This is a genomic window from Microbulbifer sp. ABM4_008, assembly GCF_056311705.1.
In genome coordinates this window covers 496,546-512,190 of the sequence record NZ_CM149970.1, presented here as the reverse complement: position 1 = coordinate 512,190, position 15,645 = coordinate 496,546, and the positions used below count along the sequence as shown (strand labels likewise).

Sequence of the window (15,645 nt, the reverse complement as noted above, 5' to 3'; positions counted from 1 at the left end):
ATGAGGGGGCCATGGAATTGACCCCCGCAGCGCCAGCCGCTAAGGTTGCCCCGCAATTAAGAGGCGATGCTATGGCGGCAAAGAAAAAAACAGCAACTTTTGAAGAGAGTCTCGAGGCGTTGGAACAGCTGGTTGAGCGACTCGAAGGCGGAGATCTCCCATTGGAGGAGGCTCTCGCTGATTTCGAAAAGGGAGTGAAACTCACCCGGGAGTGCCAACAGAAGCTTGCCAAAGCCGAGCAGAAAGTGAAGCTGTTAATTGAAGAGAGCGGCAATATCCGCGAGCTCCCCTTTGATGCCGACGACAACTCCGGGGACCCAGTTTAAGTGAGTTCCGCAAACCTGCCAGAGGAGCTGAAAGCCTTTCTACAGGCCTCCTCCACACGCGTCGAAAGCCGAATCCAGCAGGCGCTCAACACCCCGATCGACGGCTCAGAAAAGCTGTTCGAAGCAATGCGCTATGCCGCACTGGGCCCCGGCAAACGCCTGCGCCCCGCTCTCATCTACGCTTGTGCCCAGGTTTTTCGGGGTGTCGATTTTGACCTGGCCTATTGCGATAGCACAGCGGCGGCCCTGGAGTGCATTCACGCCTACTCCCTGGTCCACGACGACCTGCCGGCAATGGATGACGACGACCTTCGTCGAGGTCGCCCCACCTGTCATATCGCCTTTGACGAAGCCACAGCCATTCTCGCCGGCGACGCACTGCAAACCCAGGCTTTCGAGTTGCTTCTCGCAGAACCGCTCGCGCCTCAATTGCAGTTACAGTTAATGCGTGAGCTCGCCACTGCGGCGGGGGCCCGAGGTATGGTCGCCGGCCAGGCTATCGACCTGGACTCCGTTGACCAAACCCTCACCCTGGATCAGCTGGAGCCCATGCACCGCCTGAAGACCGGGGCTCTGATTTGTGCCAGCGCACGTATGGGCGCACTGCTGGGGGGTGCCAGCGAGAGGGAGCTGGAGGTTATTACCGGCTACGCCCAAGCTATTGGCCTGGCATTTCAGGTTCAGGACGATATTCTCGATATCACTGCTGAAACCGCGGTTCTGGGCAAAACCCAGGGCGCCGATGCCCTGCGCAACAAACCCACTTATGTCTCTCTGCTCGGCGTCGACGGCGCCCGGGACAAGCTGGCAAAACTGCACGCCCAGGCCTCCCAGGCACTGCAAAGTCTCGATGGCGATACCCTGCTACTGCAGCAGCTCGCAGACTATATCGTGCAGCGCGGACACTAAGTCACAGCCTTGCCTGTGGGGTTTGGGATGCAATATGCCCGCCACGGGCATACAATCCCCCTCAATATCACCATCTGTTGCAACTGATACATTTGATGCTCGAAGAAATTCCACGCACACGTCCGCAGACACCGCTACTCGACTCGATCGACGACCCGGCGCAGCTGCGCGCCCTCGATGAACGCCAATTGCCGGAACTCGCCAGCCAATTGCGTGAGTACCTGCTGTATTGTGTCGGCCAGACCGGCGGGCACTTTGGTGCCGGTCTCGGTGTGGTGGAACTGACCATCGCCCTGCATTACATATTCAATACCCCGGAGGACCGGCTGGTTTGGGATGTGGGCCACCAAACCTACCCCCATAAAATCCTCACCGGTCGCCGCGAACAGATGCTGTCCATGCGTCAGCAAGGGGGCCTGTCCGGCTTCCCCAAGCGCAGTGAGAGCCCCTACGATACCTTTGGTGTCGGTCACTCCAGCACTTCGATCAGCGCCGCCCTGGGTATGGCTCTGGGCTCCCCTGACGATCGCAAGGTAGTGGCGGTGATTGGCGATGGCGCCATGACGGCGGGAATGGCTTTCGAAGCCCTAAACCACGCCTCCCATACCGGCAAGGACATGTTGGTTGTTCTCAATGACAACAGTATGTCTATCTCAAAAAATGTCGGCGGCCTGGCTACCTATTTCGCCAAAATCCTGGCCAGTAAAACCTACCTGAACATGCGCGAGGGCAGCCGTAAGATACTGTCTGCCATCCCCAAAGCCTGGCAATTGGCGCGACGTACCGAAGAGCACGTCAAAGGCATGATCACACCGGGCACCCTGTTCGAAGAACTGGGTTTTAACTATGTAGGCCCCCTGGATGGCCACAACATGCACGACCTGGTCCACACCCTGCGCAACTTGCGCAGCCAGCCGGGCCCACAACTCCTGCATATTGCCACCACTAAGGGCAAAGGCTTCGGCCCTGCTGAAGAAGATCCAGTGGGCTACCACGCGCTGAACAAGCTGGAGCCAGAAGCCAAGGTGCAAGTGGCCGTACCCGGCAAGAAGAAACTGCCCAAGTACCAGGATATTTTTGGCCAGTGGCTGTGCGATGCCGCAGAACAGGACGAGCGCCTGGTCGCTATTACCCCGGCCATGTGCGAGGGTTCCGGTATGGTGGAGTTCTCCAAGCGCTTCCCGGACCGCTTCCACGACGTAGCCATTGCCGAACAGCACGCCGTCACTCTCGCTGCGGGCCTCGCCTGTGAAGACCAGAAGCCGGTAGTTGCTATTTATTCGACATTTTTACAGCGCGGCTACGACCAAATGGTGCACGATGTGGCAATCCAAAACCTGGATGTCACTTTCGCCATCGACCGCGCCGGCCTGGTGGGCGAAGACGGCCCCACGCACGCGGGTAGTTTTGACCTCACATTTATGCGCTGCCTGCCCTACCTGGCTATCGCCGCGCCCAGTGACGAAAACGAATGCCGCCAGCTGCTCTATACCGCCTACAAACACAACGGCCCCACTGCTGTGCGCTATCCGCGCGGAACCGGTATGGGTACCTCCATCAACAAGGAAATGGCAGAGCTACCGATCGGCAAGGGGCGCCTGTTGCGCCAGGGCAGTGGTGTAGCCATCCTCAGCTTCGGAACCTTACTCGGCCCCGCTATGGCCGCTGCAGAGCAGCTGGGAGCCTCCGTAGCCGATATGCGCTGGGTAAAACCCCTGGACGAAGCACTGATCGATGAACTTGCCGAGAGTCACCAACTCTTAGTTACCATCGAAGAGAACGCTATTGCTGGTGGCGCTGGCAGTGCCGTACTCGAATACCTCAATAGCACTGCGCGGTCAGTACCGGTGCTGCAAATGGGACTTCCAGATCAAATTATTGAGCACGGCAAGCACAAAGACCTGCTGGCGGCCATCGGCCTCAATGCTTCCGGTATTGAGGAACAGATTCGCAGGCGCTTGCAACTGATCAATCACCAGGAGTTTGGCAGTCGCACAGCGGCAGCCAACTGACCCAGCCCGCCTTTGGCAGCCAGCTAATGCGGCTGGCTGCTCTTCGAATGCCCGGCAATAAATTGCCGGCAGTGGTAACAAACCACCCATTGACTAAATCCGGCCACTATTTGGGCCACACTTTTTCACTTGAGGGGATTATGTCGTTTATCAGAAAAGCCCTATTTACATCCCTGGGACTTGTTGTGAGCCTCAATGCCTCAGCGATGGACCAGGACACCTTCCGAAAAGCTTACAAATCCCTTCCTGAGAGCAGCGCCTCCGAGCGCCTCACCGCCCTGCAGGATTTACGCTATCGCTGGGTCATGGAGAGTTATCCCAGCCAGGCAACGTACGAGGGCTATCCCGGGCAAAATCATCGCTGGGTAGATAACTCCCTGAAGTCTGTGGAACTCAGGCAGAAGCAAACCCGAATCCTATTGGGCGCTGCACGTAATATCGACCAGAGCGACCTGCCAGCCGAACAACAATTGGATTACCAGCTGCTCTACCAGGACTTGTTGGGGGACGTAAAAGGTTTCCAGTTTCCAGAACACTTGCAACCAATTACCCATATGAGCGGTATTCAGCGCAATGTGCCAGCTGTTATCAATAGCATGCCCAAGCGCACTGCAGCCGATTACGAAACAATAATCAGCCGTCTGGAAAGGTTGCCAATTCTGATTGAGCAAACCCAGGGGCTGATGCGCCGGGGTCTGCGCAAAGGAGTCACACCACCACAAATCACTCTGCGCGACCTACCGCGTCAAATACGCGCACTGGTACCTGCCGCGCCGGAGCACAGTCCATTGCTGACTGCATTTAATCAAATGCCTGAGGCCATTCCAGCAACTAAGCGGAAAAGCCTGCAGCAACGCGCCTATGCCATTTACAGTAAACAACTGGTACCGGCCTGGCAGGGTATGGCTGAATTTGTTGAGCGAAAATATATTCCCGAGGCCCAGGTGGATACGGCTTTAACCAGCCGCCCTGACGGTCTGCGCTGGTACGCCCATAAAGTGGAAGAGAATACCACCACCGACCTCAGCCCCGAGGAGATCCACCGCATTGGGCTTGCGGAAGTGAAGCGAATTCGCGGGGAGATGGATAGAGTTATCCAGAAGACAGGCTTCCAGGGAGATTTCAAAGCATTCACCGAGTTTCTGCGTACCGACCCGCGCTTTTACCACACCAGCCGGGAGGGGTTACTGCGGGATTACCGCGATATTGCCAAGCGCATTGATGCAGAGCTGCCCGCTCTGTTCGGCACCTTGCCACGCCTGCCCTACGGTGTGAAACCGATACCCAGCTACTCCGAACAATCCCAAACCACAGCTTATTATCTGCCCGGCTCCAACGAAGCTGGCCGTGCAGGTATCTTCTTTGCCAATACCTACAACCTGCCCAGCCGCCCGAAATGGGAAATGGAGGCGCTCACAGTGCACGAGGCGATGCCGGGTCACCACCTGCAAATTGCCCTGGCTCAAGAGCAAACTGATATTCACCCGCTGCGCCGTATGACTTTCTACACTGCATTTGTAGAGGGGTGGGGCCTTTACTCCGAGAGTCTTGGCTACGACCTGGGCCTGTATAAAAATCCCTACAGCGAGTTCGGTGCACTCTCTTACGATATGTGGCGTGCAGTGCGTTTGGTAGTGGACACCGGTATGCATCAGCTGGGCTGGAGCCGCGAGGAAGCGATCGAATACTTTATGGAGAACAGCGCCAAACCGCTCCACGATGTGACCGTCGAGATAGACCGCTACTTAATTTGGCCCGGCCAAGCCCTGGCCTACAAGTTAGGGCAGCTCAAAATTAAAGAGCTGCGCAAAGAGGCGGAGGAAGCCCTGGATAGCAATTTCGACATTCGCAGTTTCCATGACGCTCTGTTGGGATCTGGAGCACTGCCACTGAATATTCTTGAAGAGCGCATGGACAACTGGCTGGAAAGCCAGGCCTCTGTATCTGTTCACATCGGCATGCAGCAAGCTGAACAACCCGCCACCAGCTGACGATTTTTGCGGCAGGAATTGCCTGCCCGCCTATTTATTCTCTATTTTCACCTACCTTTTGCAATGAGACACAAGTCCATTGCAAAAGGGTTTTCTATCGGTGAACAATCACTACGACCTCGCCGTAATTGGGGGTGGCAATGCTGCTCTGTGCGCAGCTATAACTGCTGCCGAACTCGGGGCCAAGGTGATTATTCTGGAAACTGCGCCCAAACCCTATCGAGGCGGTAATTCCCGTCACACCAGGGATATACGCTGTATGCACCGAGGTCCCCTAGGCCCACTGGAAGGTGACTACAGTGAAGACGAGTACTACGAAGATCTATTAAAAGTTACCGGGGGTAAAACCAATGAGCAGTTAGCTAGGTTGGTAATACGCTCTTCGGAAAGCGCACTTCCCTGGATGGAAAAACACGGAGTCCACTTCCAAGCTCCTCTGTCCGGCACACTATCCCTCACACGCACAAATGCTTTTTTCCTTGGCGGCGGTAAGTCCCTGGTTAACGCCTATTACCGAACTGCAGGCAAATTAGGTGTTGATGTGCTGTATCGGGCACACGTTAAGCACCTGCAGCTGGAGGGAAATCATATTACTCGTGTCGACTATGTTTACGAGGGGCAGCAATACCAAATTGAACCCAGCTCAGTTGTAGTTGCCTCCGGCGGATTTGAAGCCAATCTGGAGTGGCTGGAAAAAGCCTGGGGGCCAGCTGCCGAAAATTTCCTGATACGCGGAACGCCTTATAACCGGGGTGCGGTGTTGGAGGATTTACTGGAGCAAGGCGTGCTGTCCGTCGGAGATCCCACCCAGTGCCATGCAGTGGCAATTGACGGGCGAGCGCCGAAGTTTGATGGCGGCATAGTAACACGCCTCGATTGTGTGCCCTTTTCCATTGTCGTTAACAAAGAGGCTCGGCGCTTTTATGACGAGGGAGAAGATATTTGGCCCAAACGCTACGCCATCTGGGGCCGCCTTGTCGCACAACAGCCAGACCAAGTGGCTTTTGCAATTATCGACTCCAAGTCTTTAAAAATGTTTATGCCGTCAGCATTCCCTCCTACCGAGGCGAATACCTTGGAGGAAATCGCGGAAAAAACCGGTTTACCCTCTGAAAAACTGATCGACACAATAGCGACCTTCAATGCTGCCTGTAGCAGTAGTGAAACTTTTCATCCCACAGAGTTAGATGGTCTCACCACCACCGGCCTGACACCAGAAAAAACCAATTGGGCCCGTCCTATCAACGAGCCACCATTTTACTGCTATAGCTTGCGCACCGGGGTTACCTTTACCTACCTGGCGCTCAAGGTTGATGAGAATGCCCAGTGCAACACTGCCACTGGGCTGGTAAAAAATCTGTGGGCTGCTGGGGAAACCATGGCCGGGTCAATTCTCAGTCAGGGATATCTAGCCGGCCTGGGTATGATGATCGGCACCGTTTTTGGACGTATCGCTGGCAGGGAAGCCGCTAACTATGCAATTGGATAATTTGGAAGAGGCACGGCGGCAAGCAGAAATTTGTAATGCTTGTCGCTATTGCGAGGGCTACTGTGCCGTATTTCCAGCACTTCAACTACACCGCTCTTTCTCAGAGGGAACCATCACCCAGTTGGCCAACCTTTGCCACAACTGTCGAGGCTGTTACTACGCCTGCCAGTATACCGCTCCCCACGAATTCAACATCAATATTCCCCAAGTCATGTCCGAAGCTCGACAGAAAAGCTGGGAGTCTTTTGCCTGGCCCGGAGGTATCGCCAGAATTTTCCAAAAACGCGGCAGTCTGATCGCCCTGGTCACTATCATCGGATTTGCCGTTATCTTTTATGTGATAAGAGCACTGAAACCCAGTGGTGGCGAGGGCTTCTACGCAGTTATTTCCCACCCCACTATGACCGGAATTTTTCTACCCGCTTTTCTATACCCGCTGTTTAGTCTAGGGATCAGTTTACGTCGCTACTGGAGGAAGGTCGGCGGGGAAAAAATTTCCTGGGATCACTTTAGAAGAGCATTAATCTCTGCAGGGAAACTAAAGAATCTATCCGGGGGCCACGGGGACGGATGTAACTTCGAGGAGGAAGACCGATTCAGCAACCAGCGAAGATACACACACCAAGCTGTTTTATACGGTTTTTTATTGTGCTTTGCCGCTACCTGCTCGGGTACTGTCATGTATTACTTTCTAAACATGCCAGGGCCATACCCAATTTTTTCGATACCCAAATTACTTGGTATTCCCGGTGGTTTACTCATATTAGTAGGGTGTAGCAAACTTATCCAACTAAAGCTCAAGGCTGATCCAGAACTGGGCTCGGCAAGAGTTTGGAGTGGGGAGATGGGGTTTATTGGGCTACTGTTATTTATCGCACTCAGTGGTCTCCTACTATTTGCCCTGGGGGGAACAGCTGCACTCCCCCTACTATTGGATTTACACTTGGGTGCAGTTCTCGCTTTTTTTTTACTTACGCCCTACACCAAAATGGCTCATGGTTTTTATCGGATGGCAGCTTTGATTCGTGATGCTCAAATGAAACCTGAAAATTAAAAGCAAGCCCTTACTACATTACCAATCAAAATTAATTCCGAAGTAAATTGAGCGAGGCTCTCCGGGGAAATAGCGGCTACCACTAAAACTACTGTAATCCGCGCGCTCAGCGTAGGCTTTATCGGTAATATTCAGTATTCGAGTAGAAATTTCATATTGTTTCCACTGCCAGGCCAAATGGAGGTTCAGTAAGTCATGTCCTGGATACCGATAAGCATTTTGAGGATCTGTAAAATAGCTACCCTGATGTAACCATTCAAGCTCCGCTGATACCAAAGAATTCGGGGACCAGTGAAGTCGATAGCTACCAAAGGTCTTTGGCGCAGAATCTACAAGCTTTCCATCCAGTTCTACACCTTGCAACTCCCTTTGATCTGCATAGCGATGTTCTGCATAGCTGGTACTCACCTCTAGCCGTAAGCTTTCAGTGAATTCATAATCGACAGCCAACTCAACTCCCCAGTGCCGGGTTTTGCCATTGGACTGGTTAAAATAGTCGGCATCACGAAATATTACATTCTCCTTTTTCATCGTATAAGCCACCCACTCATATGACAAAGAGTCGCCTATTTTCCTCAGCCCTACTTCAAAGCTATTAATTTCCTCTGGATCTAGGTCTGCTACCGTCTGCTCTCGCTGTAATCGATATAACTCTGTCGCTTGGGGTACACGATAACCCTGGGCCAATTGAGTAAAGAGTTGTAGTTCATTACTTAACCATAATAGCGCTCCCAACTTGGGGGATATATTGTTAAAGCTATCTTTTCGGTCATTTGGCCGGCTAAACCGACAGCCTCCAAAGTCACAGGGTAATCCATTTTCATCTGTGCGCCCGGGAAGCATTTGATTGTCGTAGTCATAGTGTGCAGATTCAATCCTGACTCCACCAGTGATTTCCAATTGATCATTAACCTTCCAGGTTGCCGATGCATAGGGGGCGACATTCCAAGCTACGACTTCATAATCGTAGTGCTTTCCCATTGGTATGGTTGCTTGCAGAAATTCAGAGCCCTCGGTAACACTCTCTTGGGCTTCCAGGAGATATCCTTTACTTAATTCAGTATCAATACCGGTTAGCAGATTAAGCTTTTCACCCATCTCCAGATAATAACCGCTTCTTATCCCAACACTCTCCTGGCCATTTTCCTCCATTGGTTGCCCCGGTAAATAATGCTGCAGAAAACGCATGTCAGTTTTACGGAGGTAAGGAGCCAAATGTAATTGACTAGTTTGATTCAAAGGTATATCAATCAGAGAGTAAAATCTGAGAGAATTGGCATCTCGAAACGCCTCTGGATTAGAGTTGGTACGACTCAATCGACGATTGCGGTAAACTCCGTCGCCCTCGAGGTAACCAGCCGTCTCCTGATTTAAGCTTGTCGCTACTAGACGAGTTCGAACTCTGCTATCACCGACCTGGTGGGTATACTGGATGCTAGCCTTTTGCTGGTCCAATTCTGACTGATCCCTATATCCTCCATCAGTCATCAAATACAAATCTGCACTGATCACATCACCTTCAATACTGAGGCGATGATCTGCTGATACACCCAGTCGATAGTAATCGTGGGGCCCCGCTTCAGTGTTGAGAGATCCATTCTTTCCTTCTACAGGATCGCGACTGATAACATTGATCAATCCATGCATTGCATTAGAGCCATAGAGGGTACCAGCAGGCCCTCTAACAACTTCGATATGCCGAGCTGTCTCGCTGAAGGATTCAAATAGCTCATTGATATTACAAAATCCATTTGCTCTCAGTGGAATCCCATCCTCTGCTGTCAACAAACCACCACAGGCTCCCGCACCAGTCAGTACTGGGGAACGTAGGGCTGGCAGGTATTCCTGTCCATTCCCTCTTGCTAGGTTTGCTCCAGGTACACTCACCAGGCTTTGTTGAATATGGGTATTACCACTTTTTCTGAGTACATCATTATCTAGAACAGAAATACTCTCCACCCGCTGTGAAATATCCTGTTCATATCTACCCGCAGTCACAACGATAGTTTCAATCTGAGTTTCACTGCTATGTGAAAAACTGATCGGAAGCAGAGCCAGTGCAATATAACCCAAAGTGATCTTATTTATGATCCTCAAGTCCACATCCCTATTCTTTAAAAGATAGAACATCTTATGTTGTGACCAGATAATATCAGAAAATCATATTCATAATCCTTATGAATATTAGCTAAACCTAGCTTCCTTACTAAATGGCGTAAAATTTAATATTTTACTTCTCGTTACTTTTTACGCAATAAAAAATGCAAGTAACAATCAGACAAAGAAACAAGAAAGATCAAAACTCTTAACAACTATTACAGAGAGGTAATATTTCAACTACAGGCACACTAAAGTTTAAAAGCAAGTATATTCAGAGTTCTGCAATAGCCATAAAGAAGAATAGATTCTATATAAGTGTATAATACTATCACTACAGAAAATTAGCTGACGCTAAAGTAACCAATATAAACCTAAAACACTAAATCAGGATAGGTGCTAACATCATAACTATATAAAAATAAGGAATTTATTAACGTGGCCGGGAGCTAGCTTCACAGAGTAGGGCTTAAATATTTTAGCCAGATCGAAGATCTGGCATCGTCGACATACTTAGATTTAACCTTTCACATATACAGCTAAAGATTTAAACAGGTCAAGTCTCTCACTGCTTTCTACTCTATTCTAATCTCTTTCATAATAGGTATAACCTTGCATACTTGCATTGAAGGTCTTAATTATTTGCTGACGTTCACGAGCGCTAATACGCCCACTGCGAACAGCCGCTTCAACCTTATTACGAAAACGCGTCTTTACTTCATGCGGCTGATACTCGACATAGCTTAAAACATCCTCAATAGTATCCCCATGAACCTCTTTCACAAACTCAAAGCTGGCATCTGAATTCAGTCTCACACTGACAACATTCGTATCACCAAATAAATTATGCAGATCACCCAGAGTTTCCTGATAAGCGCCCACTAGGAAAACACCGAGATAATACTCCTCGCCGTGCTTTATTGAATGCAGAGGTAAGGTTTTTTCGACTTCCTGGTTGACTACGAATCGCTCAATTTTTCCATCACAATCACAGGTAATGTCGGCCAAGATAGCACGCCGACTTGGAGCCTCATTTAGTCGATGAATAGGCATAACAGGAAATAACTGATCAATAGCCCAGCTATCAGGTAAGGACTGAAATAAACTAAAATTACCATAATAGATATCAGCTAATGAATCTGCCAAGCCTTCCAGATCTTCAGGTATTCGCTCCATTTCTGAAAGAGTCTCTTTTATACGATGCAAAACATTGTAATAAATTGTCTCTGATACAGAACGAACACGAAGATCTATTTGGCCACGCTTGAATAATTCGCGAACTTCGTCCCGATAAAACTGCGCATCATTGAAGCACTCTTGCAATCTTTGAGGCTTCAAATAAGTCAGAATTTCACGCATATTTTGAAGCAATTGATGCTCATCTTCCTCAGCTTCTTTTAGCTCTTCTGAGTCGAAACTTACAACATCAAGGATATTAAAGAGCAAAATTGATGTGTAGGCTACAGTAGCACGACCAGACTCCGTAACAATTATCGGGTGGGGTAAGTTCTTGCTATCTAATGTACTCTTAATTGTATCAATAATATCTTCGCAGTATTCCTCAAGTGAATAATTGCGGCTTTGCCCGGTACTTGACTGTCTACCGGTGTAGTCAACTGCTAAACCACCACCTAAATCAATATACTTTAATGCCGCGCCCTCTTTACATAAATCGGAGTAATAGCGACAGGCTTCTAATACACCACCGCGGATATCACGGATATTAGGAATCTGAGAGCCCAAATGGCAATGTAGTAACTCAAGGCAATTGAGCATTTGATGCTCTTTTAAGTAATCAACCACATGTATAAGTTGACTTGATGACAGTCCGAATACACTTCTCTCACCACTGGTAGCACTCCAATGTCCACTCACTTGAGTCGTCATTTTAACGCGCACTCCAATATGAGGAAAAATATCTAACGCTTGACTTCGCTCTACAATAATCGGCAATTCGGTTAAGGTTTCAATAACAAATATACATTTCAATCCAAGTTTTGTTGCCTCTAACCCCAATTCTATAAATTCTTGGTCCTTATAGCCATTACAAATAATTAGGCTATCAAGTTCTTCGATGGTGGATAAAGCTGCAATCATTTCAGCTTTACTACCAACTTCAAATCCATGTTGATAGCGAGAACCAAATTGAGCTACTTCATCGACAATTTGGGCCTGCTGGTTTACTTTAATTGGATAAACACCTTGGTATTTATTCTGGTAATCCAGTTTTTCGATTATCTGACGGAAAGTTTCATTAAGTGAGCTAATACTTTTATCAAGAATATTCTCGACACGCAGTAAAACAGGCATGTGTAAATCGCGGTCCCGCATACCCTCTATAATTTGCATCAAGGGAACAGCATCGGCCTCTTCATCACTAGGATTTTTTACGACAACATTACCCTGTGAATCTATATCGAAATAACCATTGCCCCACTGGTTAACACCATAAATATTCCCTGCCTCAGCTATATTCCACTGAGTATTAACTTCACTCTCGAGTTTATCTTTCTCTAACATCTTTTTACCATTAAGAATTCATTAGATTCCACTGAAGTGAACATTCCACACCTTTCGCAAATCGTAAGAAGTGGGAATCAATGCAATCTATGATCTCTTTTAACTCCGCATCAGAGTTAGCACCACAACACAAATCCAATTGATCTCCACTTCCGTTCATATCACAGAAACCCATATCAAACTCAATATGGCCGCACTCGCTGCTCCAGTGGGCATTAACTTTGTGAGCGAAGTGCTTACATAAACGCCTAATCATCCTCTCGCTGTCAATGTGAATTACCGTTGAAAAAGCTAAAAATTGGCTATCATGCTCAGCCTCAACTTTATTAATAGTGCTCATATCCCCACTTCTTAATTAATTCACTTTATGCCGAGCCAAATTTTAAACGAAAAGATGTATTCAGCAATTAACACCTTTGGTAATGATAATCATTATCAAAGATGTTAATTGCTTTCATGGCCAAAAAAAACCACTTTTACAATTGTTACGGGAGCATAATAGCTAATAAAAACCGTCGATAATTAAAACGTTTTGAACTCAAAGACAGCTTTAAGCTTGCTGATGTTAAACAAGCCTGATTAGAATTTTAGAAAGGAAAAAATACTTGAATAATGCCTAAACCGATGCTTAGTACACCTAAATTTACCGTTTAACTTAAGCTAGTCTTTTATTATGAAAATCTATAACCTTTGCCATGAATCGTAGCAAAGCGGTCAGCCGATATACCAACTTCAATAAACTTTTTCCTGATACGACTAAGATGCATCTCAAGGCTTCGATCATAACGGGAAAATTGCCTGTTGAGTACCGCACGATATAAAAATTGCTTACTAACTACCTTGAATCGGTTCTCAGCGAGTATCCAAAGTAATCGAAACTGAATAGGTGTAAACGCTAAATTATCTCCCCTATAAAAAACCTGCTGCCTTGATTTTAATAACCTTAAATGATCGATATCAATCTCACCTTCAATGTTACTTTCCCCCTTGTGAGTCCTACGCAGTATTGCGTTTACACGCAGCACTATCTCAGTGGAATCAATCGGTTTGGATATAAAATCATCAGCCCCCTGCCGAAAGCTCTCTATCCTTTTTGCCGTTGTATTAATTGAAGAGAGAACAATTACAGGCGTTTGCCCCCAACTACGTATAGCCTGTAAAGGTGATAAATCATCATTGGTGGGCAAAAACGCATTAACTAAAATAAGATCAAAATAGTCTGCGGGCATTACCATCAACCCTTCACTAACATCTTGACATTGAGTGACATTAAACCCTTGCTTTTGCAAAGTGCCGCTCAATTGTCTGCTTATTTTTGTATCACTTTCCAATATTAAAATATGCGCAGTTGCCACAACAGCCTCTTATCCACAACCAAATTAAAACTTGAATTTTTTGAATCCAAAACTATTCATAGCGCAAAAATACTCTCGCCCACCGACGACCTTAATATGGGGGAACCCGACTGGAACCTACACATAGCTCTTACTTTTGACGTCTGACAGTAATTTTAATAGTACATTTTCTAAACTATTTTCAATGGATACACATATGACTTACCAAGACATTTAGCACTGCAAAACATCAATACTGCTGCGCACTTCCTGTACAACCATTGCACGGGACACGCCACCAACATGCTTAGTGCCCAACACAATATTGCATTGGCTCAAACAAAAATCTATTCACATTTAGAACATCAAAACTTCACAATGCAGCTTTATGTATCAACCTAAATTCACCGATATTAATGATAATCACTATCATTTGCAATAAGTGGAATATATAATACTGCCTCAGAACCTATTTTCTCATGATTTGAGACACTTTAATGTCAGCCCAAAATCCAGCGCTTTCCGGTCGTATCGTCAAGACTTTTTTTTACTATGTGCTACCTTCAATAGTCGGCTTAGTTGCAATAACAAGCGCCAACCTGATTGATGGCTTTTTTGTCGGCAACACCATAGGTACAGACGCTCTCGCTGCAATCACTCTAATGATCCCGTACTTCACCTTGTTGATAGCTATTGCCATCATGCTGGCAATAGGCGGGGCTGTGAGCGTAGGTAAAGCCATAGGTGAGAAAGATCCGAAAACAGCAAACGCGATCTTCAGCCAATCCCTTATTGCCGCTGTGGTTATTAACACTCTGTTAGCGCTGGGCAGCTTAGCCTTCAACGATCTACTTTTTGAAATACTTAATATTTCAGCCCAGGTTGCTGTATTAGCAAGGGAATATTTCGACGTCATTCGCTGGGTGTTCATTTTACAGTTAACCACAATGGTGCTGTATTATTTTGTACGTGCTGATGGCCATCCGATATTAGCCACATGTGCATTAGTAATCGGCGCTGCTCTCAATATTATTCTCGATGCCTGGTTTATCGTGTACTTGGAATTCGGATTAGCTGGGGCTGCTTATGCAACTGCAATAGCACAAGTTATACAGTTTTTAGTATTGAGCCGTTATTTTTTTAGCAAGAAAAGAACACTTAAGTTCGAATTACAACAAAGAAACTGGAAACTACTTCTTAACTCAGCTTATAACGGTATATCAGAGTTTATAAACGAGATATCTGTTGGTATTATTTTTTTCATTCTAAATACTTTAATGATAATGCGGCTAGGCGTAGATGGTGTAGCGGCATTTACTCTGGTCAATTACTTCATTTTCTTAAGTGTCATGCTTAGTTATGGTTTAGCTGATGCGCTTCATATCGTTGTCAGTCAAAATTTTGGCGCTCGGCACTTAAATAGAGTGAAATCTTTTTTGTCAATTGCAATATTAAGTACCATCTGCCTGGGTATCATAATCGTTGCGCTGCTCGTTTTTTGGCCAGAAACTGTTCTGAGTTGGTTTACCAATGAACAAGATCAGGAAATATCCCGAGTCAGCATGCAATTGCTGCCATTGTTGCTTCCACTATTTTTAATTAATGGGACTAACATCGTCTTAACCTGTTACTTAACAGCAATACACAAACCAAAACCTTCAGCTTTAATTGCTATTAACCGCAGCTTATTATTCCCCGCCGTATTTTTGATTGCCTTTTATTATATGTTGCCCAGCTGGCACTTATTACCAGCAGCAATAAGTAATTTATCATTTATTGTTGCACTGCCATTAGCAGAATGGTGCACCTTTTTGTTGGCCGCCTATTTTTGCTACCAATACAGGCCTACGAAGCTGAAAGTGAATCAAACTTCAGTCTAAGTAACGCCAAGTGAGATACAGCTCTAAAACAAT

At 47.3% G+C, this 15,645-nt stretch carries 11 protein-coding genes; 7 read left to right on the top strand and 4 right to left on the bottom strand.

Translation table 11 applies throughout. The annotated features are described in order from the left end of the window. Positions 1-11 precede the first annotated feature (11 nt). The 6 genes from ACYX4J_RS02190 (at position 12) to tcuB (ending at position 7,781) form a co-directional block, all read left to right on the top strand. Positions 12-326, top strand: coding sequence for an exodeoxyribonuclease VII small subunit (locus ACYX4J_RS02190; protein WP_413663362.1), 315 nt, complete (start codon positions 12-14; stop codon positions 324-326). A gap of 15 nt (positions 327-341) precedes the next feature. Further along, positions 342-1,235 (top strand): polyprenyl synthetase family protein, encoded by an 894-nt coding sequence (locus ACYX4J_RS02185; protein WP_444908398.1) that lies wholly within the window; start codon positions 342-344, stop codon positions 1,233-1,235. A gap of 95 nt (positions 1,236-1,330) precedes the next feature. Beyond that, positions 1,331-3,247 carry a 1-deoxy-D-xylulose-5-phosphate synthase gene (dxs, locus tag ACYX4J_RS02180; protein ID WP_476177771.1) on the top strand — a complete coding sequence of 639 codons (1,917 nt, stop codon included), beginning with the start codon at positions 1,331-1,333 and terminating at the stop codon, positions 3,245-3,247. 140 nt (positions 3,248-3,387) lie between these two features. Further along, positions 3,388-5,238 carry a DUF885 domain-containing protein gene (locus ACYX4J_RS02175; protein WP_476177770.1) on the top strand — a complete coding sequence of 617 codons (1,851 nt, stop codon included), beginning with the start codon at positions 3,388-3,390 and terminating at the stop codon, positions 5,236-5,238. Between the two features lie 100 nt (positions 5,239-5,338). After that, positions 5,339-6,727: an FAD-dependent tricarballylate dehydrogenase TcuA gene (tcuA, locus tag ACYX4J_RS02170; RefSeq protein ID WP_476177769.1), complete on the top strand. Its 1,389-nt coding sequence runs from the start codon at positions 5,339-5,341 to the stop codon at positions 6,725-6,727. Beyond that, the gene (gene tcuB, locus ACYX4J_RS02165; protein ID WP_476177768.1) at positions 6,714-7,781 is read left to right on the top strand and encodes a tricarballylate utilization 4Fe-4S protein TcuB; all 1,068 of its coding nucleotides are present in this window, start codon (positions 6,714-6,716) and stop codon (positions 7,779-7,781) included. The genes tcuA and tcuB overlap by 14 nt, the downstream gene beginning before the upstream one ends. Positions 7,782-7,799: 18 nt before the next feature. Here the strand turns inward: tcuB and ACYX4J_RS02160 are convergent, their stop codons facing one another. The 4 genes from ACYX4J_RS02160 to ACYX4J_RS02145 all read right to left on the bottom strand — a co-directional run bounded on the left by ACYX4J_RS02160 (position 7,800) and on the right by ACYX4J_RS02145 (position 13,753). After that, positions 7,800-9,878, bottom strand: a complete 2,079-nt coding sequence (locus ACYX4J_RS02160; RefSeq protein WP_476177767.1) for a TonB-dependent receptor — start codon at positions 9,876-9,878, stop codon at positions 7,800-7,802. A gap of 585 nt (positions 9,879-10,463) precedes the next feature. Continuing rightward, positions 10,464-12,398, bottom strand: a complete 1,935-nt coding sequence (gene speA, locus ACYX4J_RS02155) for a biosynthetic arginine decarboxylase (protein WP_444934210.1) — start codon at positions 12,396-12,398, stop codon at positions 10,464-10,466. A 10-nt stretch (positions 12,399-12,408) separates the two neighbouring features. Further along, on the bottom strand, positions 12,409-12,738 hold the full coding sequence (locus tag ACYX4J_RS02150) for a DUF2218 domain-containing protein (RefSeq protein WP_444934211.1): 330 nt from the start codon (positions 12,736-12,738) through the stop codon (positions 12,409-12,411). 331 nt (positions 12,739-13,069) lie between these two features. Next, the gene (locus tag ACYX4J_RS02145; protein ID WP_476177766.1) at positions 13,070-13,753 is read right to left on the bottom strand and encodes a response regulator transcription factor; all 684 of its coding nucleotides are present in this window, start codon (positions 13,751-13,753) and stop codon (positions 13,070-13,072) included. Positions 13,754-14,229: 476 nt separating this feature from the next. On the opposite strand from ACYX4J_RS02145, the gene ACYX4J_RS02140 reads away from it, so the two are divergent. Next, positions 14,230-15,612: an MATE family efflux transporter gene (locus tag ACYX4J_RS02140; RefSeq protein WP_476177765.1), complete on the top strand. Its 1,383-nt coding sequence runs from the start codon at positions 14,230-14,232 to the stop codon at positions 15,610-15,612. Positions 15,613-15,645 lie beyond the last annotated feature (33 nt).

Excerpts from the sequence above, each read along its gene's own strand:
- ACYX4J_RS02190 (WP_413663362.1), top strand. The coding sequence starts at position 12 with ATGGAATTGACCCCCGCAGCGCCAGCCGCTAAGGTTGCCCCGCAATTA.
- dxs (WP_476177771.1), top strand. The coding sequence starts at position 1,331 with ATGCTCGAAGAAATTCCACGCACACGTCCGCAGACACCGCTACTCGAC.
- ACYX4J_RS02175 (WP_476177770.1), top strand. The coding sequence starts at position 3,388 with ATGTCGTTTATCAGAAAAGCCCTATTTACATCCCTGGGACTTGTTGTG.
- tcuB (WP_476177768.1), top strand. The coding sequence starts at position 6,714 with ATGCAATTGGATAATTTGGAAGAGGCACGGCGGCAAGCAGAAATTTGT.
- speA (WP_444934210.1), bottom strand. The coding sequence starts at position 12,398 with ATGTTAGAGAAAGATAAACTCGAGAGTGAAGTTAATACTCAGTGGAAT.
- ACYX4J_RS02150 (WP_444934211.1), bottom strand. The coding sequence starts at position 12,738 with ATGAGCACTATTAATAAAGTTGAGGCTGAGCATGATAGCCAATTTTTA.
- ACYX4J_RS02140 (WP_476177765.1), top strand. The coding sequence starts at position 14,230 with ATGTCAGCCCAAAATCCAGCGCTTTCCGGTCGTATCGTCAAGACTTTT.